Annotated in this window: 16 protein-coding genes; 5 read left to right on the top strand and 11 right to left on the bottom strand. The window is 68.6% G+C overall.

The annotated features are described in order from the left end of the window. The first annotated feature begins 136 nt into the window (after positions 1 to 136). The 3 genes from istA (at position 137) to OG407_RS09475 (ending at position 3656) form a co-directional block, all read left to right on the top strand. Entirely contained in the window at positions 137 to 1417 is a 1281-nt protein-coding gene (gene istA, locus OG407_RS09485) for an IS21 family transposase (protein WP_405856857.1), read from the top strand. Then, positions 1418 to 2245, top strand: a complete 828-nt coding sequence (gene istB / locus OG407_RS09480) for an IS21-like element helper ATPase IstB (protein ID WP_405856855.1) — start codon at positions 1418 to 1420, stop codon at positions 2243 to 2245. It begins immediately after the preceding gene. 709 nt (positions 2246 to 2954) lie between these two features. Next, positions 2955 to 3656 (top strand): site-specific integrase, encoded by a 702-nt coding sequence (locus OG407_RS09475; protein WP_405856853.1) that lies wholly within the window; start codon positions 2955 to 2957, stop codon positions 3654 to 3656. A 70-nt stretch (positions 3657 to 3726) separates the two neighbouring features. Here OG407_RS09475 and OG407_RS09470 read toward each other — a convergent pair whose 3' ends face one another. The 8 genes from OG407_RS09470 to OG407_RS09435 form a co-directional block, all read right to left on the bottom strand. Next, the gene (locus OG407_RS09470; protein ID WP_405856851.1) at positions 3727 to 4011 is read right to left on the bottom strand and encodes a hypothetical protein; all 285 of its coding nucleotides are present in this window, start codon (positions 4009 to 4011) and stop codon (positions 3727 to 3729) included. 174 nt (positions 4012 to 4185) lie between these two features. After that, on the bottom strand, positions 4186 to 4527 hold the full coding sequence (locus OG407_RS09465; protein WP_405856849.1) for a hypothetical protein: 342 nt from the start codon (positions 4525 to 4527) through the stop codon (positions 4186 to 4188). A gap of 494 nt (positions 4528 to 5021) precedes the next feature. Beyond that, positions 5022 to 5735, bottom strand: coding sequence for a ParA family protein (locus OG407_RS09460; protein WP_405856847.1), 714 nt, complete (start codon positions 5733 to 5735; stop codon positions 5022 to 5024). 187 nt (positions 5736 to 5922) lie between these two features. After that, complete coding sequence (locus OG407_RS09455) at positions 5923 to 6492, bottom strand: helix-turn-helix domain-containing protein (RefSeq protein WP_405856845.1); 570 nt, start codon at positions 6490 to 6492, stop codon at positions 5923 to 5925. Further along, positions 6489 to 8009: a transcriptional regulator gene (locus OG407_RS09450; protein ID WP_405856843.1), complete on the bottom strand. Its 1521-nt coding sequence runs from the start codon at positions 8007 to 8009 to the stop codon at positions 6489 to 6491. Before OG407_RS09450 ends, OG407_RS09455 begins: the two co-directional genes overlap by 4 nt. A 612-nt stretch (positions 8010 to 8621) precedes the next feature. Continuing rightward, positions 8622 to 10511, bottom strand: a complete 1890-nt coding sequence (locus tag OG407_RS09445) for a phospholipase C (protein ID WP_405856841.1) — start codon at positions 10509 to 10511, stop codon at positions 8622 to 8624. Positions 10512 to 10716: 205 nt separating this feature from the next. Continuing rightward, on the bottom strand, positions 10717 to 11937 hold the full coding sequence (gene efeB, locus OG407_RS09440) for an iron uptake transporter deferrochelatase/peroxidase subunit (RefSeq protein WP_405856839.1): 1221 nt from the start codon (positions 11935 to 11937) through the stop codon (positions 10717 to 10719). Further along, positions 11934 to 13223, bottom strand: a complete 1290-nt coding sequence (locus tag OG407_RS09435) for an EfeM/EfeO family lipoprotein (protein ID WP_405856837.1) — start codon at positions 13221 to 13223, stop codon at positions 11934 to 11936. The genes efeB and OG407_RS09435 overlap by 4 nt, the downstream gene beginning before the upstream one ends. Positions 13224 to 14002: 779 nt before the next feature. Between OG407_RS09435 and OG407_RS09430 the strand changes: the two genes are divergently transcribed. Further along, positions 14003 to 14236 (top strand): hypothetical protein, encoded by a 234-nt coding sequence (locus OG407_RS09430; protein WP_405856835.1) that lies wholly within the window; start codon positions 14003 to 14005, stop codon positions 14234 to 14236. A gap of 266 nt (positions 14237 to 14502) precedes the next feature. Here the strand turns inward: OG407_RS09430 and rocD are convergent, their stop codons facing one another. The 3 genes from rocD to OG407_RS09415 all read right to left on the bottom strand — a co-directional run bounded on the left by rocD (position 14503) and on the right by OG407_RS09415 (position 17165). Next, complete coding sequence (gene rocD, locus OG407_RS09425; protein WP_405856833.1) at positions 14503 to 15729, bottom strand: ornithine--oxo-acid transaminase; 1227 nt, start codon at positions 15727 to 15729, stop codon at positions 14503 to 14505. Further along, the gene (gene ddaH / locus OG407_RS09420) at positions 15726 to 16538 is read right to left on the bottom strand and encodes a dimethylargininase (protein WP_393753720.1); all 813 of its coding nucleotides are present in this window, start codon (positions 16536 to 16538) and stop codon (positions 15726 to 15728) included. The genes rocD and ddaH overlap by 4 nt, the downstream gene beginning before the upstream one ends. A gap of 123 nt (positions 16539 to 16661) precedes the next feature. Then, positions 16662 to 17165, bottom strand: a complete 504-nt coding sequence (locus tag OG407_RS09415) for an Lrp/AsnC family transcriptional regulator (protein ID WP_327405706.1) — start codon at positions 17163 to 17165, stop codon at positions 16662 to 16664. A gap of 77 nt (positions 17166 to 17242) precedes the next feature. Between OG407_RS09415 and OG407_RS09410 the strand changes: the two genes are divergently transcribed. Then, on the top strand, positions 17243 to 17992 hold the full coding sequence (locus OG407_RS09410; RefSeq protein ID WP_405856831.1) for a LytR/AlgR family response regulator transcription factor: 750 nt from the start codon (positions 17243 to 17245) through the stop codon (positions 17990 to 17992). Position 17993 lies beyond the last annotated feature (1 nt).

Below are 17993 nucleotides of genomic sequence, written 5' to 3'. Positions count from 1 at the left end.
TTTCGAAGCCGCACCGGAGGCCCGCGGAACGTCTGTCGGCGTCGTCTGAACGGTGACCCTCTGACGGCGGATCAAAACTGACTCACTTCGTGGCATCCATACCAACCTGATCTTGATTGGAGATCGGGAGGAGAGGGTGATCCAAGTGGAGGACTGGGCAGAGATCCGCAGGCTGCACCGGGCCGAGGAGATGCCGATCAGGGCGATCGCAAGGCATCTGGGCATCTCGAAGAACACGGTGAAACGGGCGCTGGCCACGGACCGGCCGCCGGTGTACTCCCGGCCGCTGAAGGGCTCGGCGGTCGACGCGGTCGAACCGCAGATCCGTGAGCTGCTGAAACAGACCCCGACGATGCCGGCGACGGTGATCGCGGAGCGGATCGGCTGGGACCGCGGGATGACGATTCTCAAGGACCGCGTCCGCGAGCTGCGGCCCGCCTACCTCCCTGTGGATCCGGTCTCGCGCACGACGTATCAGCCCGGCGAACTGGCTCAGTGCGACCTGTGGTTCCCGCCGGTGGACATCCCGCTCGGCTATGGCCAGTCCGGGCGGCCACCGGTGCTGGTGATGGTCTCGGGCTACTCGAGGATCATCGCTGCACGGATGCTGCCGAGCCGGATGACAGGCGATCTGATCGACGGTCACTGGCAGCTGCTGACCGGCTGGAATGCGGTGCCGAAAATGCTGGTCTGGGACAACGAGGCCGGTATCGGCCAGGGCAGGGTCACCGTCGACTTCGCCGCCTTCGCCGGACTCCTCGCGGTCAAGATCTTCCTCTGCCGGCCCCGTGATCCAGAAGCGAAGGGGCTGGTCGAGAGGGCCAATGGCTACCTCGAGACGAGCTTTCTGCCCGGCCGCACCTTCAGCGGACCCGGCGACTTCAACACCCAGCTCGAACAGTGGCTGCACGTCGCCAACCGGCGCATCCACCGCACCCTGGACACCCGTCCCATCGAGCGGTGGGAGGCCGACCGGGCCGGCATGCTCGCCCTCCCGCCCGTCGATCCGCCCCGCTGGTCGCGCTTCTTCACCCGCATCGGACGCGACCACTACATCCGCGTCGACACCTGCGACTACTCCGTGCACCCCCTGGCGATCGGCAAGAAAGTCCAGGTCACCACCAGCATCGAGGAGGTCATCGCCATCCTCACTCCCGGCGGGGCCGTCGTGGCCCGCCATGCCCGCTGCTGGGCCAAGCACCAGACCATCACCGATCCCGATCACGCCCGCACCGCCGCTGCCCTGCGCGGTGAGTACCGCCACCACACCGCGGCCCAGGCGGCCCGACTCCGCGCCACGGCCGCCGCCGACCGCCTGGTCGACGTCGAGCAACGCGAACTGACCGACTACGACCGGGTGTTCACCCTCATCGAGGGCGACGCCGGCCGCGACGAGACCGGGGACGGGGTGTCCTGAATGGCCCGCACCGCCATCAAACCGGTCACTACGAAGACGGGCAGCGGCCGGACCGGCGAGCAGACCGCGTCCGACCTGGCCTTCTACTCCCGCGCGATGAAGGCCCCGGCCCTGCTGGACGCCGCCGAGCGCCTCGCCGAGCGGGCCCGCACCGAATCCTGGACCCACGCCGAGTTCCTGGTCGCCTGCCTGCAGCGCGAAGTCGCCGCCCGTGAGAGCCACGGCGGCGAGGCCCGCATCCGCGGCGCCCGTTTCCCCGCGATCAAGACGATCGAGGAACTCGACGTCACCCATCTGCGCGGCATAACGCGCCAACAGCTCGCGCATCTGGGCACGTTGGACTTCATCACCGGCAAGGAGAACGCCGTTTTTCTGGGACCGCCCGGGACCGGGAAGACACACCTGGCGATCGGACTCGCGGTCCGCGCCTGCCAGGCCGGCCACCGGGTCGCGTTCGCCACCGCCGCCGAATGGGTCGACCGCCTGGCCGCCGCCCACCACGCCGGACACCTCCAGGCCGAGCTCACCAAACTGTCCCGCTATCCGCTGATCGTCGTCGACGAGGTCGGCTACATCCCCTTCGAATCCGAGGCCGCGAACCTGTTCTTCCAGCTCATCTCGAACCGATACGAACGCGCGTCCGTGATCGTCACGAGCAACAAGCCCTTCGGACGCTGGGGAGAGGTCTTCGGCGACGAGACCGTGGCCGCCGCCATGATCGACCGCCTCGTCCACCACGCCGAGGTCCATTCCCTCAAAGGCGATTCCTACCGGATGCGCGGACGGCAACTCGGACGCGTCCCCACCGCCACAACAGAAACCGACTGAACACCACCAACCACAAGCCACACGGGTCACGATTCAACCGACCAGAGTGGGTCCGCGTTCAACCGCCGCCGACAACGTCACCGGGAAGCGGGCTATCTCAACGAGTCGCCGCTATACACACGCCGTCAACGCCGGATCGCTGCGCAAGCACCCGCATCCACGCCGACGGCCACCACCCATTCGGAGGCACAACGTGGCCACTCTTGATGCTCCCTATGACCGCTGGCACCGAGCCCGCCCCGCAAAGGGACAGACGCCTTGCGCCTGCGGAACCTGGCAGCGCCCGCTCTACCCCACGCAGAGGCACACTGCCGGCAACCGGTGGCAAGCCAGATATCTGGACGCAAGCGGCCACGTCCGCAGACGATCCTTTGCAACGTGGCATGAGGCCCTCACCTGCATGGCAGTCGCAACTCCCGGATCCCCAATGAAGCTCAGCAGTGGCCCAGAAGACCCTCGAACAGTCGCCTTCTACGCCCTGCAAATGCTCGAACGCAGGCGACGACTCGGCTACCGCAGCACAACACTGGGATGCCAGGAGAGTCACCTGCGGCTGTACGTCATCCCGCTCCTGGGATCGAAGCAAGCAACAGCCCTTAGCCGGGCAGATTCCGTATCACTGCTGGAATGGCTCCGGTCGCAGTCCCGCCTTCGATCTCCCAACTCCATCCTGGGTGTTCTCAGAACCTGGGGCACCTTGGTGCGACACATGCACGACGAAGAAGTGCCGCTGCCACCGAACATCCTGAGGCGCATCGGTACTCCCCGACAGAGCGCCCATGAGTGCGAGTTCACCACTGAGACCGTCGCTGAGGCCGCTGCTGCCATACGCGCTGTGGCTCCGCAGTATGAGATCGCCATCTGGTTGGCAGCCTGCGCCGGTCTGCGTATGGGAGAGGTCTTGGGGATGACCTGGGGCAACGTCGATATGAACCGCAACCGGCTCTCTGTCACCCAGCAACTTTTCAAGCGGGAGATTCGACCCCTCAAAACACAATCCAGCCGCGCAACTTTGCCCATCGACCCGTTCCTGACGGACAAACTACGGGCGCACAAGCACGCGTTTCCACCCGTGGTTGGGCATGAGGACAAGGTGGCGGGCAGTGACTCACCATCACCCGGATGGATCATGGTCAACGCCAACAATGCCCCTCTCACCGGTGCGAACTTCCTCCACCGATGGACCAAGGCGCGATCTTTGTCGAATCTCCCACCGAAAATTCCGTTCCACTCGCTCCGGCACTACTACATCTCGATGCTCGCAGCATCAGGCCGGTACAGCCTCACTACTATCCAGTTCCTGGCCCGCCACGGCTGCATCGAGTCAACTCTCAAGTACATCAGTCCCATTGACGACCCAGAAGGGAAAGGAGTGAGCACGTTCACTGCCGCCTTTACTCAACAGAACTAGCACTTCAATCATCGTGCGCTGGAGGAGCTGGTCACAGGAGTCGTGTCGCTGACACTGCGGCTGGCCGGGTTCACGGCCCGTCGCTCTTGGGAGAGCTGAGGTCGGGCGGATAACCCTTGGCCCGCAGGAAAATGTCGAGCGCGAGTGCAACGATATCGCCGTGCGCTATGTCTGTGACGGCGTTGTAGCGACGCACACGCTGTTGGAGCTGGAGCGCGTTGGGGACGGCGTAGTTGAGTTGGCCGCGTCTGGTACGGCGGCCGTTGATGACCTCCAGAGTGTCCGGGTGGGGGATCAGCAGGTCGCCAGGCGCTTGGGCTTGGGCTTGGGCTTGGGCTTCCAGAGCGTCGGCCATGTCACGCAGCTGACGGACGTGGTGAGAGAGATCGGGCATAGGTTGCTCCGGTCGGTTCCGCTAGCCGAATAGTGATCCGCCTATTGGAATATTGGAATAGCGGAATAGTCGCCTGGGGTCGGGTGGCCGCGAACGAGGCGGGCGCTCGCGGCCACCCGGACGCCGTACCGCGAGTCAGAACCCGCGGGTGGTGAGCCACTCGTCCATCGCGACGGAGACGATGTCGCCGATCGGCAGATGGTCGAGTTCGTTGTGCAGCGCGAAGTATTTGATCCGCCGCTTCAGCCGCAGCGCTGCGGGGACCGACGAGTCGAGGCTCTCGCGCGCGATGACACGCTGGTTGAGAACGACAGCAGCCTCAGGAATGTCCGCAGGCCGGCCGGGACCCTGTGCCCAAGGCGCCCCCTCACTCGGCACGGCTTCGGAACGGACGTCCTGCTCCCGCTGGGACACCGGTATCTCGCTCTTCACCGGGAACGCGGAAGCACCAGCGGCCGGAAGGACCGTCGAGCGCACGGCTACCTCGGCACCCTGGGGCGCGTGTGAGTTGTGAGCTGGTCCGTCCTGCGGTACGTCCCCAGCCAACTGGCCGGCCTGAACCTCAGGCACTGCGGACGCAGCAGGCCGAACCTGCCGTTGCGCCTGTTCACCGGCGGATTCCTGCCGCGTGTCGGAACCGACGGCAGCGAGGGCCGACTGGTCGGGTACCGGTTCCTGCCCTGGGCCGGGCAGCGGGCCCTGAACGCTCGGCGTGACGGAAACCTGCCCCGCCTCGGCCACCTGCTCGCTCCGGCCTTGCGCAGGCCCGTCGACGGAGACCGTGGAGGGCACAGGCTGGGCTTGCCGCTCGTGCGCAGCAGGCGCGATTACCCCCTGGACGCCGGCTTGTTCGGCAGCAAGCTGCTCCCGAGTGAGCTCGGCGGCCGGGGGCGGCGGGGGAGGAGAAGTCGTCTTGTCGGCGGAGTTGAGGGTCCGGCCGGTCCGGCGGGTAGGGGGCTTGGGGCGATCGGTCATGCTGTCAGCTCCTTCATCAGCGCGGTGTATTCGCTCAGGTCGGTGGGGATCTCGCCGAAGGCCTCCATGTAGTGCACCCAGGAGTGGATGACGGTGTCGGCGAGCGGGAACGCCTCGTCCCGATCCGGTCCGATTCCCTCGCCGATGGCGGGGTTCAGGAGCTTGTCCTTGGCGGTGCTGGGGAGACTGGTGCGGTCGTCGGCTTTGACCAGCACCACGTGGGCGGCGACGCCGCGGGTGTTGCGGGCTGCGGCGCGCTCGGCCTCGTCGAAGGTGGCTACGAGCTTGCGGCGCTCGATCTTGGTGGGGGCAACCGGCACGATCAGCCGGTCGGCCTCGGTAACAGCCTCGTGGAACAACTTGGCGCTGCCGCCACCGGCGTCGACGACGATCGCGCCGAACTCCGAGCGCTTGGCGCGTATGTATTCGGCGAGGTCGTCGAACGGGTAGCGCTCGATCACCAGGTTGGCTGGGATCTCGAAGCCTGCGGCCTGCGCGACCTTGAACCAGTCGTAGGCGGACTGGCTGGTCGCGTCGGCGTCCAGCAGCAGGGTGGGCAGTCCGAGGACGACGGCGTAGTAGAGGGCGATGAACCAGGCGGAAGTGGTCTTGCCGGTACCGCCCTTGAGCATGCCGACGACGATGACGAACGCGTCCCAGACGGCAGCTGTGGTGGCCGCCAAGTTCTTTTGACGGGTGTTCTCGTTCACGTGTGCTTGATCTCCTCAAAATGGAAAAGGGCATTGATCTTGTGCGGGCAGCCGACGGTGTCGGCACGTGCCCGGGGCGCTGCCGAAGGAGGGGCCCTTGGCGCGGAGCCGAGGCCGGGATCGTGGGCGGGGGAACCCATGAGGCGAATCGCTCCCCGGCGGGGATCCGCGAGAGGGCAGGCGTGGATCACCGCTTCTTCACCCGGCCAGAGGGTCCGTGGCGGTGCTTGGCCCGCATACGGGTGCCCGCCTGGTGCAGAAGCCGGTAGACCGTGCCGACGGAGTACCTGCACTCCTGGGCGAGTTCCGGGACCGTGGCACCCGCCTCGTACTTCGTCCGCAAGGACTGCGCGAGCTTCTGCCGCTCGGCGGCGCGCGCTGCGAAGCGGATCTGCAGCGTCTGCTGCGTCGTGCGCACGGTGCCGCCGGCCTCGACGAGCAGGCCTCGGGCGACGGTCCTCGTCTCTCCTGCGGCTGAGGCGAGTTCGGTGAGGGTCGCGCCGTGCTTTTCGTAGAGGGTGCGCAGATGGGCGGCGAGACGCCGGCGCGCTTCGGGGTCTGCGCGCATGCGGCGGGTCTGCCACGAGGTGCGCATCACGGTCCCGGCCTCGCGTAGCCGGTTGAGGAGCGTGCCGTACGACAGGCCGCTGACCGCCATGAGTTCCTCGACGGTGGCACCGGACTCGTACCGCTGGCGCAGAGCCTGAGGACCGGGTGTTTCACCGTCTGCGGGCGCGCTCGGGGGGTGTGGGTTCATGCTGCGGACTCCCATTGGCTAATGGCTTCGGCATGGGCGGCGGCCAGTTCGTCGTAACTGCGCTGGTCGGCAGGGGTGATGAGGATCAGGCGGCCGTCGGTCGCGATCCGCCAGTCCGCAGCGGGCTGTCCGGTGACCGGATCGAGGACGCATCCGTTGCGGGTCTGCACGGTGGACGGGACCTCGTCGGGCCGCGGGACCGGAACGAGGACCTGGCGGCCGTCGCGGACGATCACCACAGCTGTGCTGGGATGCCCGGCCAGCCGCTCCAGCGCCGCCCGGTATGACGTCCGCTCGGCCGCGTGCAGGGTCCGTCGGCGTACAGCCAGGCCTGCGGTCCCGTGATCAGCAGCGACCGTGTCCCAGCCGCGGGAAGCAACGAGGTGTGGGGCGGTGACAGCTTCCGGGAGGCTGCTACCGAAGCCTTCGAGAGCTTGAGGAGCCAGGACCCAGGTCCCGCCGATGCGGTGCACCAGGCCGTGGCGGGCGAGGCGGTCGAGACTCCGGTAGACGGTGGCGCGGGAGACGGACGAGGTGATCACGAGTTCACCCGCGGTCTGGGCCGGGCGGGCGTGCAAGGCCGCGATGATCATGAGGGCGGAACTGCCCAGCGCGCCGTGGGCGAAGGCGTCGTGGGCCATCAGGCGGGAGATGACGGTGGAGTCGATATCCGCCGAGAGGGCTGTCTCAGGAACCGTCCACTCCTCAAGTGCCGGGGAGGGGGGGAACTGAGTGGTCCGTGTGTGAGAAGTCCAGTCGACTGCCGTGCCGTTGAGACCGTCGCCGAGATACCAGTAAGAGCCCTCCTTGCCGCGCCCGACCTTCAGCCGGCGCAGCCACCCACCAGGCTTCAGGACCCTCTCGTAGGCGTGGCGGAGCGTCTGCCGGGAGATCCCTGCTTCCTCCGCGGCCTGCCGCTCGCTCGCGGCGTGCAGCCGACCGCCGGCTGCCTCCGCAAAGTTGAGATGCGCCCGCAGCACCCGCAGCGCGGTGCGTCCCCGCTCCCCACGCCAGGGCGTGACCTCGATGCGGTCCCGGAGAGCCGCGAGGTCTTCGTACACGTCCTGTCGCGACGCGACCCCCACGGTGCTGGTGACCGTGGCGCTGGCGTTCCTCCACACGCGCTCGATGTAGGCGAGAGCGCGGGCCTGGCCGGAGCGCAGGGCGATGTGCCGGGCGTGCCTGCCGCCCTCGTGATCCGGGTGCAGGAGGAGGTGCGTCAACTGGCTGACGCTGCCCCCGTGCCGGGCCACATGGCAGGCGATCGCCGCGGTGATGCGGTGACCGTGCTCCGCCAGGCCCGTCCGGACCTGACGCGGGACTACCTGTCCCTCACGATCGAGCCGGCTGTAACTCCCCGCCGCGTAGCGGCCGGTGAGGTCTCCGACAAGGACCAGATCAGCCGCCGCTGGCGGGAGGTTGGCGAGCCCCTGCCGCGAGGTGTAGGTGCCTGTGACTGCCTCTGACTGGGGTGAAGCATGCTGCGAGTAGTGCGGAGCCGGTATGTCGTATGGCATTCTGGAGACGTCTCGCAAAGACGTGGACGCCACCCAGGCCCGCTAAAACCACGGGTGGTGCCCGGAACCGACCTCCAATCGGTGCCAGACGAAGCCTCCAGGATTGCAGTCCTGGAGGCTTTCGTATGTCTGGCTCCGATGGGAGGCAGGCGTCCCCATCGCGGCTCGACCGGGGCGAAGCGGAGTGTGTCGAGGTTGGTGCCCTGATCGAGCCGGCCAACTCGGGTCCACCCGGAGCCAAAATCAGAGGGATCGCCTCTGACTGCCTCCGAGCGACCCGGGTCGAACCGGGGTCGAATCAGAGCGTTTTCCTCTGACTGCCTCCGATCGCCTCTGTAACCCGTCCTAGCAGGTCACAGCCGTTTCGGCCGCCATAAGTCCAGGTCAGAAGGATGCGGGAAAATTACAGGAGGTAGTAGAACAAGGGGGGTCGCTCCTCACTCCGGCGGGTCGGCTCGACCGACCTGTTCTCGCAGGTCACCCGGTACCTCGTGAGCTGCCAGTGTAGGGGCAGGTGTCGCCGCGTGGAACCGGTGGAGATCAGGCCGCCGCCGGGCACGACGGAGGGCGGCGAGATCTCCTCGCCGCCCTCCAACGCTCAGTAAAACAGGGTCACATGGACGCGGTCACGCCCCTGGCGCGCGACCGGCGCCGGTACAGGGCGAAGGCCGTGGTCGCGCCAACCGCCGTGACCAGGCCGGCTCCTGCGGCGACCGGCAGGGCCGTGGCGGACGTGCTGCTGTCCGCGACGTTCTGCGCCCTCAGGTCCTGGACGTACGCCGGGTACGGGGCCTTCGTGGCCGTCGACGACGTCTGCGTGTAGTGCGGGATCCGCTTCACCGACTTCACGGAACCATTCGAATTCAGCAGCACCTGCTTGTCGTTGGGGTGCCGGAAGTCGAACATGCCGCCGAGGGTGCCCGCCCGCTGGTCGAAGGACGCGTCACCGATGCGGCCCGTGTGCCAGTTGTCCTCGATGAACTGCGTGATCGACGCCTGCTCGGTGGCCGTGTGGTCGATCTTGTTGACCTTGCTGTACGGCGAGATGACCAGCAGTGGCTGCCGGGTACCGGGACCGCAGCGGTCCGCGTAGCCGCCCTTCGCGGCCGGACCGGACTGGCAGGCCGGGCTGTCCGTGGCCTTGCTGTTGGAGCCGACGGTCGAGTCCATCGAGCCGTTCAGCACCTTCGAGGAGACGTGGTCGTACCAGCCGTCGGAGTCGTCGTAGGCGAGCACGACCGCCGTCGACTTCCACTCGGGCGACTTCTGCAGGGCGTTGATCTCCTTGATCAGGAAGTTCTGCTCGTCGGCCGGGTCCGAGTAGCCGGCGTGCCCGTCCTGGTACTCGGCCGCCTTCAGGAAGCTCACGGCGGGAAGGTTGTTGGCCTTCAGCGCGGCGTCGAAGTCGGTCAGGTCGTAGTTGTGGTTCGCCCGGCCGTTGTGCCCGATCTCGGCGACGGACTTCGGGGCCAGGTGGTGCGGGTTGGACGTCGACTTGTAGTACTGGAACGGCGAGTGGTGCGGGCTGTAGTCCTCGGATGCTGCGCCGCCGACGTTGGTGTGGGTGGCGCCGGCGCACTGCGCGTAGTCGCCGCTCTTGCCGTCCCAAGCGGTGCTGGGCCGGAAGCCGCCCTGGAACCAACCCCAGCTCACGTTCTTGGAGTTGAGCAGGTCGCCGATGTTCTTGCCCTGCATCTCCGCGAGCGCGCTGGTCGCGGTGTGGTCCTTGTCCGAGCAGTCGTCGAAGGCCGGGTCGGGGTCGTTGATGACCGTGCCGACACCCTTCGCGTTCGGGGAGACCACGGCGTACGAGTCCGGCGTCGACGTCTGCTTCGGGTTCTCGGTGCCCGAGGCCGGGTCGACGGAGACCACGCCGTGCGTCTGACCCGATATCAGGTTCAGGGCACCGGGCGTCGAGGGGCCGTAATTCGAGCTGAACGAATGGTCGTTGAGGGCGTACTGCTGGGCGTAGTTCCACATGCCCGTGACGGTGTTGCCGTCGTAGTAGTCCATCACCAGACCGGGCTCACCGAAGAGGCCGGTGCACTTGTTGACCTCGGTGTTCTCGACGTACTTGTCGGCCTTGCCGCCGTCGGCCGCGTACTGCTCGGGGCCGTAGGAGTGGTTCTGGTCGCAGGTCATCACCTGCGAACTGCTCAGCCGCGTCGGCGTGTAGAGGTTCGAGTTCTTCTTCAGCAGCCCGGCGTTGAGCAGGTTGTCGGCCTTCGGTGTGTGCGCTGCGGCCTTGAACTTGGTGCCGTCGGTGTTCGCGGCCTGCGGGTAGGTGGCGAAGTAGTGGTCGAACGAGATGTTCTCGTCGTAGATCACGACCACGTGCTTGATCGGCGTCGACGTGTGCGTGCTGCCCGAGGGCTGGTGGCCGTGCGAGGCCGCCGACGCGGGCACGGCCCCGCCCGCGGTGGCCAGGGCCGCGGCGCCGAGCAAAGCGCCCACGCGCGTCAACCGGCGCCGTGCACCGGGGTTTCTTCCTTTGCCGATCATGCTGTCTCGCCTTCCGGGAGCAGTGGTTCTGCTGCCACACCGTCCATGGCCGTGGCATCTACCGCCGTAGCCTGGGCAATGGTGACGGCGGGGCGGGGGAGCGGCAATGACGTGAGAGCGAACGCCGGGTCAGGAAATTCTCATGGTCTGTTGGCCTGTTCTTGACTCGTGTCTCGGATCGGCGATGTCTCAGGTCTGAGGTGCCTCAGGTCAGCAGGGTGCGGCCCAGCCAGTCGGACGTGTCCCGCACCCCGGGCAGCGCGAAGAAGTAGCCGCCACCGTACGGCGAGATGTAGTCGACCAGCGGTTCACCGGCCAGCCGCTTCTGCACGTTCTCGAACTGCCGGGCGAGGTCCTGCTGGTAGCAGCAGAACAGCAGGCCCATGTCGAGGTTGCCGTTGCTGTCCACGCCCCGGTCGTAGTTGTAACCCCGGCGCAGGATGCGCTGATCGGCGCTCTGCGTGGTGCGCGGGTTGGCGAGCCGGATATGACTGTCGAGCGGGATCACATCGCCCTGCGGATCCTGCGCGAAATTGGGCGTGTCCTTCTCGTGCCGCCCGTCCAACGGGGCGCCGGTGTCCCGGGCGCGGCCGAACATCCGCTCCTGCTCGGTGATGGAGACGCGGTCCCAGAACTCCACCAACATCCGTATGAGCCGTACGACTTGATAGCTGCCGCCGGTCGCCCAGTCCGGCTCGCCGCCGCTACCGCCCACCCACACAAGGTCGTTCATCGCGCGGGCGTCGGTCACCTCCGGGTTGGCGATGCCGTCCTTGAACCCGAGGTGGTTGCGCGGGGTGCCCGAGGGACGCGGCGGACTGATGAACCCGTCCGTCCGCCACCGGACTTGGAGCCCGCCGCGCGTGTGCCGGGTGACATCGCGCAGCGCGTGCAGCACGGTGTCCGCGCTGTCCGCGCAGAACTGCACGCTCAGATCGCCGTGACACCAGGCGGAGTTGAGATCGTCGTCCGGGAACGACGGCATCGCGGTCAGCCGGCGGGGCGTGAGCTTCGCGAGCCCGTAGCGGTCGTCGAAGAGGGACGCCCCGACGCCGACGGTGACGCTCAGCCGGTCGGCCGGGAGGTCTGGGCCGAGCGTGCCCGAGTCGGAGGGCGGGGCGGTGATGCCGAGGTCTTCCGGGCTGCCGCCGCTGGTGAGGAAGCGGGCCCGGTCGGTCAACGTCCGGAGCAGGTCGGTGAGTTCGGTCCGGTCCTCGGCGGTGGTGTCGAAGGAGACGAACGCCGTGGCGCGCTGCGCCGGGGTGACGATCCCGGCCTGATGGACCCCGTGGAAGGGCACGGTGGCGACCGGCGTCTGCGCGGCAGCCGCGGCGGCACCACGGTCGGCGGCGACAAGACCGCCACCGGCCACGGCCGCCGCACTCGCCAGGAAACCCCGGCGGCCCACCTCGTTCAGGCGCTTCACGCGGTCCTCCGTACGTCCGTGAGGGCGGCCACGTCGGCCAGCCGCTCGACCAGTCCACCGAGGTCGGCGTCGACCTTCTCCCGCTGCGGACGCGAGAGTTGGGAGAGCGGTGTCCACGTCCCGGAGTGGTCGAGGCCGTCCAGGGCGTGCTGGGCCCGGTCCATCCAGTCGCCCAGTTCGGCGAACCCCGCGTCCCGGGTCTTCAACAGCGGCCGCAGATACCCGAGCAGTACGCGGGTGCCGTCGAGGTTGGCGCGGGCGGTGGCGAGGTTGGTGCCGCTGCCGTAGTCGGTGCGGCCGGTCAGCTCGAACTGCACGGTGTTCTCCAGGATCTCGTGCGCACGCAGCCCGGTGTCGGCCGGATCGATCCGCTGGGAGGGCCAACTGCTCTCCAACGCGTGCACGTCCTTGGCGAGTTGATCGGCGGGACCACGCAGCCCGCTCGCCGACTCGCCGTGCCACAGCCCGTACTCGACCCGGTGGAACCCGGTGAACCCGGCGTCGTGCACCCCGCCCGCGAGCCCGGCCGTGGTGCCGTTGATCGCCCCGTCGGAGTCACCGAACGTGCCGTAGGCGGCGCCCATCCGCTCGTACACGAGATGCGCGGGCAGCCAGGCCTTACGGGCGGCGGCGAGGTCACCACGATCGACGGCGGCCCGCAACACGTCGGTCTTCTGGGCGAGTTCGACGGTCCGGGCCTGAATCCACTTCTGGTAGGCGAGTGTCGGCGGGATGAGTTCCTGCTGAGTGATGGGTGTGGCCGCGGGCCCGCTCTTCACCTTCGAACCGGTGATCCGCACGGTGGGCCCGGTCACGGCATCGGCGTCGTCGGGCAGACACTTGAAGGCGTACGAGCCGTTCCCGAGGGTGACTCCGAGCGGCCGGACGGTACCCGGAGCCAACCCTTCGACCTCGCCGTAAACGGCGCCGGTTGTCGGATCGGTCAGATAGACCTCGGCCGCCGTACTGGACGTGTTGTGCAGTTCGAAGACCTGGTGACCGGCCTGCGGATGTGTCCAGCCGCTGCCGCATCCGGAGGTCGCGACCTCGACGGTGGTGTGCGGGAGCCCGCCGGCGGCAGTGGCGTCCTTACCGTCCGATCCGGACCCGCGAGCGGTGAGCACTCCGGCTCCCACGGCCGCCACGGCGACCAGCGCACCGGCCGCGAGCAGCACGGTGCGGCGACGGTGGTCCCTACGGGGTTCGGGCGTGGGCGAGGTCAGCACCGAGGCCGGCGCCGGACCAGGCTCGGCATCGGCATCGGCGCCGCGCGCGGTTTCGGACACGCCGGGCCCTCCAGTGGGGAGTCGTACGAAAGATGGCGGTGCCAGCGATCTTATGAGTGCGCTACGGCCCCCACCGCGTCCCTTGACCCTGTTCTGACCGGAGGGCGGGCGAGAATTCGCCCGGGGTTCACCGGACGGTTCGTGACCGCCACGGTGGGGTGGGTGGGGGTGCACGGTGGGCTACGGGGCTGGAGGGTGTGGGTCGACACCGGTCGGGGGCTGCGGTGGGCGGCGTTCGCACCGGGGGCCGGCCGCTGCTGTTGGGGGCGTGCGCGAGGCCGGAGGGACCGATCGGCGGGGCGAGGGTTTCCGGTGGGCGCGCGATAGGGGGTTCCCGGTAGAGGGGGAAGAGGGTGTGATGCGGGCGTGGCCGAACGGGCTGCGCCGCGCGCTGGGGCAACCGGCCGGGGACATCGCCATGAGACGGGGCCGGTGCTGTTGCAGGTGCTGCACGGGCGTGGTCACGCGGCTCGCTGCCGTGTCCCTGGCCGCGAACTCGCCCGGATTCAGGACCGTGGCCGGTGGAACGCTGCGACGCCCGGCAAACCAGCGGTACGACCACGCCTCGCTGCGGCACGCCTCGCCATGGGCCGGACCCCACCGACGAGAAGCAGCCGTCCCTCCCGCCGATCCGAACGGGTGGCGGCACCGGTCCCCGGGAACAACCCGGGCCCGTTCGGCGCTGCTCCTGATACCTCGCCGGGTACTCAGGGAAGGTCGTGGAGGAGATGAATCGGTCAGGGCAGGAGCCGCTCCCGCCGTCAGGTGAAGCGCCGTTGGTGACCACCTGCGGGCGACAGGTCGCGGTAAGGCGACTGCTGTTGGCGATCCCGGAACGCCCGATCAGCCGGGTCACCCTGGACGTGGGTCCGGTCGTGCGCGGCGAGCCCGGACTCTGGGCCTCCCTCACCGTGGCCGAGGCCCGCGACCTGGCCCGCCGTCTCCTCGCCCAGGCAGCCCTGGCCGACAGCGGAACCGGCACTCCCGTGGAACAGAGCGCGGTGGAAAAGTAGCCTCTGCTGCCCGGAGTTGCGTGTATCCCTGCCTGCTCTGACTAGGCCAACTCTCGTGCCTCCGCCCAACCGACCGCGCGCCTCACGCTCCTCGCGGCAGCGCCCTCCTGTCATGCGGAGCGGAGCGCGGCGCGACGGGCAAGTTGCCGCTACCGCAAGGGAGTTACCCACCTCCCCACGGGCCTGGCTGGACCGCCCACGGGTCTGGCTGGACCGACCACCACCCCCCTCGGCCGATCCAGCCAGCCCCCACAACTCCCGCAGGCCTACGCCCCCTGCGTCAGCACCCTCTCCAACGCCCCCACAGCAGACCGAAGTTCATCCGCCGTAATGGTCAGCGGCGGCGCCAGCCGAATCGTTGAGCCATGCGTGTCCTTGGCCAACACGCCCTCGCGCATGAGGCGTTCGCTGATCTCGCGCCCCGTGCCGATCGCCGGGTCGACGTCGACGCCCGCCCACAGGCCCCGCGCGCGGAAGCCGACCACGCCCTTGCCGACCAGCTCGGTCAGGCCGTCCCGCAGGACTACGCCCAACTCCGTCGCCCTGCGCTGGAATTCGCCGGTCTCCAGCAGTTCGACGACCGCCGTGCCGACCGCCGCGGCGAGCGGGTTGCCGCCGAACGTCGAACCGTGCTCGCCGGGGTGCAGTACCCCCAGCACCTCCCGGCGCGCGACGACCGCAGACACCGGCACGATCCCGCCGCCGAGCGCCTTGCCGAGCAGCAGCACGTCCGGGACGACACCCTCGTGGTCCACCGCCAGCGTGCGGCCCGTGCGGCCCAGCCCCGACTGGATCTCGTCCGCGATGAACAAGCAGCCCTTGCGGAGGGTGAGTTCACGTACGCCGGCCAGGTAACCCGCGTCCGGGATGATGACCCCGGCCTCGCCCTGGATGGGCTCGATCAGGACCGCCGCCGTGGTCTCGTCGACGGCCGCCTCCAGCGCGGCGAGGTCGTTGTACGGCACGATCCGGAAGCCCGGCGTGAAGGGACCGAAGCCCGCCCGCGCGGTCTCGTCCGTGGAGAAGCTGACGATCGTCGTCGTACGGCCGTGGAAGTTCTCCGCCGCGACGACGATGGTCGCCCGGTCGGCGGGGACGCCCTTCACGTCGTAGGCCCATTTGCGGGCGACCTTGATGCCGCTCTCGACCGCCTCCGCGCCGGTGTTCATCGGCAGCACCATGTCGAGGCCGGTCAACTCCGCGAGCCGCTCGGCGAATTCGGCCAGCTTGTCGTTGTGGAAGGCGCGGGAGGTGAGGGTGAGCTGGTCGAGCTGGCGGTGGGCGGCCTCGATCAACACCGGGTGGCGGTGACCGAAGTTGAGGGCCGAGTAGCCCGCGAGCATGTCGAGGTAACGGCGGCCCTCGACGTCCTCCACCCAGGTGCCCTCGGCGCGGGCGACGACCACGGGCAGCGGGTGGTAGTTGTGCGCGAGGACCGGCTCCTCGGCGCGGATGAGGTCGGCGGACGTACGGGCACTGGCGGGTGCGGTCATGAGCGGATCTCCTGGGTGCAGCACTTGATGCCGCCGCCGGCCTTGTGGAACTCCGACAGGTCGACGGGGACGGGGACGTAACCGTGGTCGGCGAGGCGCGAGGCGAGCGCCTCGGACCGGGGGGAGATGAAGACATGACGGCCGTCGGAGACCGAGTTGAGGCCGAACGTCATCGCGTCCTCGCGGGTCGCGAGCACCGCGTCCGGGTACAGCCGCGCGAGCACCTCGCGGCTGCCCGGCGAGAACGCCTCCGGGTAGTACGCGATGTTGTCGTCGTCCAGGACGAACAGCGCCGTGTCCAGGTGGTAGAAGTACGGGTCCACCAGCGTCAGGCTGATCACCGGGACGCCGAAGAACTCCTGCACCTCGCGATGGGCCTCGCGGGTCGTACGGAACCCGGTGCCGGCCAGGACGTAACGGCCGGTCGGGATCAGGTCGCCCTCGCCCTCGCTCACCGACTCGGGGCGGTGGACGTCGTAGCCCGCCGCCTTGAACCACATGTCGTAGTGGTCGGACTCGGGGCGCCGCTCCGGCGCGTGGAAGAGGGAGCCGAAGACGCGGCCGTCGACGACGACCGCCGAGTTCGCGGCGAAGACCATGTCCGGGAGACCGGCCACCGGCGCCACCGTGTCGACGGTGTGGCCGTGCGAGCGGTAGGTGTCGATCAGCGTCCGCCACTGCTCCTGGGCGAGATCGACGTCCACCTGGGTGTCCGGATGCATCCAGGGGTTGATCGCGTACTGCACGGCGAAGTGTCTGGGTTCGCAGACGAGAAAGCGCCGCCGGCGCCGCACACGGGTGTCAGGCACAGAGGGGTCCCTCCGCTTCCTGTGATGACGACTGGGGTTGACACCACGGTAGAAAGAGACCAATACGCGCGACAAGCGATGAAGGCTGCGTGTCCGCGCAGGAATGCTGCGTCTTTGACGGCGTCAGCGCAGGTCTGATGCGTCGTCCGGTGCGGGATGGGTCGCGCCCGCCTCCGGGCTTTCCGGGAGGAGATGGGACAGCACCATCACGCTGATCGTCTTCCGGATGAACGGCTCCTGCCGGATGCGCTCCAGCACCGCCTCGAAGTGCACGACATCGGTCGCCCGCACATGCAGCAGCGCGTCCGCACCACCCGTCACCGTCATCGCCGCGGTGATCTCCGGATGGTTGCGCACCACCTCCGCGAGCCGCCTGGGGGGCGCGGCGCCCTCGCAGTACACCTCCACGTACGCCTCCGTGCGCCAGCCGAGCGCGGACGGCTGCACCGTCGCCGTGAACCCGGTGATCACCCCCGTCTCCCGCAGCCGGTCCACGCGCCGCTTCACCGCCGTCGCGGACAGCCCGATCGCCCCGCCGATCTCGGCGAAACTGGTCCTGGCGTTCGCCATCAACGCGGTGATGATCTTCCGGTCGAGTTCGTCGAACGGGGTGGTCCTGCTGTTCATGTCGGCACTGTATCCAGCGCGAACGTCCACGCCCGGTACATGTCCAGCCGTACGAATTACTCCTACACTCCACCTTCATGCTGCGCGCCCTCGCCGTCGACGACGAACGCCCCTCGCTGGAGGAGTTGCTCTACCTGCTCAACGCCGATCCACGCATCGGCAGCGCGGAGGGCGCGGGCGACGCGACCGAGGCGCTGCGCCGTATCAACAGGGCCCTGGAATCAGGCCCGGACGGCCCGGAGGCGATCGATGTCGTGTTCCTCGACATCCAGATGCCCGGCCTCGACGGGCTCGACATGGCACGGCTGCTGACGGGTTTCGCGCAGCCGCCGCTCGTCGTGTTCGTCACCGCGCACGAGGACTTCGCCGTACAGGCCTTCGATCTCAAGGCAGTTGACTACGTGCTGAAACCCGTCCGCAAGGAACGGCTCGCCGAGGCGGTGCGCCGGGCGGCCGAACTCGGCGGCTCCGCACCGCGGATACCCGTGCACGAACCCGACCTCGACCACATCGCCGTCGAACTCGGCGGCGTCACCCGCTTCGTGGCCGTCGACGACATCACCCACGTGGAGGCGCAGGGCGACTACGCCCGTTTGCACACCGACCGGGGCAGCCACCTCGTCCGCATCCCGGTGTCCACCCTGGAGGACCGCTGGCGCGCCCGCGGCTTCGTCCGCATCCACCGCCGCCACCTCGTCGCCCTGCGCCACATCGGCGAACTCCGCCTGGACGCGGGCACGGTGAGCGTTCTCGTGGGCGACGAGGAACTCCCGGTCAGCCGCCGCCACACCCGCGAACTGCGCGACCTGCTGATGCGGAGGTCCTGAC

This window comes from Streptomyces sp. NBC_01515 (assembly GCF_045040345.1).
Taxonomy (GTDB): Bacteria; Actinomycetota; Actinomycetes; order Streptomycetales; family Streptomycetaceae; genus Streptomyces.
This window is presented reverse-complemented; position numbering and strand designations above follow the sequence as displayed.

Bases quoted from the DNA above. Each gene is read 5' to 3' on its own strand.
- rocD (WP_405856833.1), bottom strand. From the start codon at position 15,729: ATGACCGCACCCGCCAGTGCCCGTACGTCCGCCGACCTCATCCGCGCC.
- OG407_RS09410 (WP_405856831.1), top strand. From the start codon at position 17,243: ATGCTGCGCGCCCTCGCCGTCGACGACGAACGCCCCTCGCTGGAGGAG.
- OG407_RS09415 (WP_327405706.1), bottom strand. From the start codon at position 17,165: ATGAACAGCAGGACCACCCCGTTCGACGAACTCGACCGGAAGATCATC.
- OG407_RS09450 (WP_405856843.1), bottom strand. From the start codon at position 8,009: ATGCCATACGACATACCGGCTCCGCACTACTCGCAGCATGCTTCACCC.
- istB (WP_405856855.1), top strand. From the start codon at position 1,418: ATGGCCCGCACCGCCATCAAACCGGTCACTACGAAGACGGGCAGCGGC.
- OG407_RS09455 (WP_405856845.1), bottom strand. From the start codon at position 6,492: ATGAACCCACACCCCCCGAGCGCGCCCGCAGACGGTGAAACACCCGGT.
- OG407_RS09475 (WP_405856853.1), top strand. From the start codon at position 2,955: ATGCACGACGAAGAAGTGCCGCTGCCACCGAACATCCTGAGGCGCATC.
- OG407_RS09470 (WP_405856851.1), bottom strand. From the start codon at position 4,011: ATGGCCGACGCTCTGGAAGCCCAAGCCCAAGCCCAAGCCCAAGCGCCT.
- OG407_RS09445 (WP_405856841.1), bottom strand. From the start codon at position 10,511: ATGATCGGCAAAGGAAGAAACCCCGGTGCACGGCGCCGGTTGACGCGC.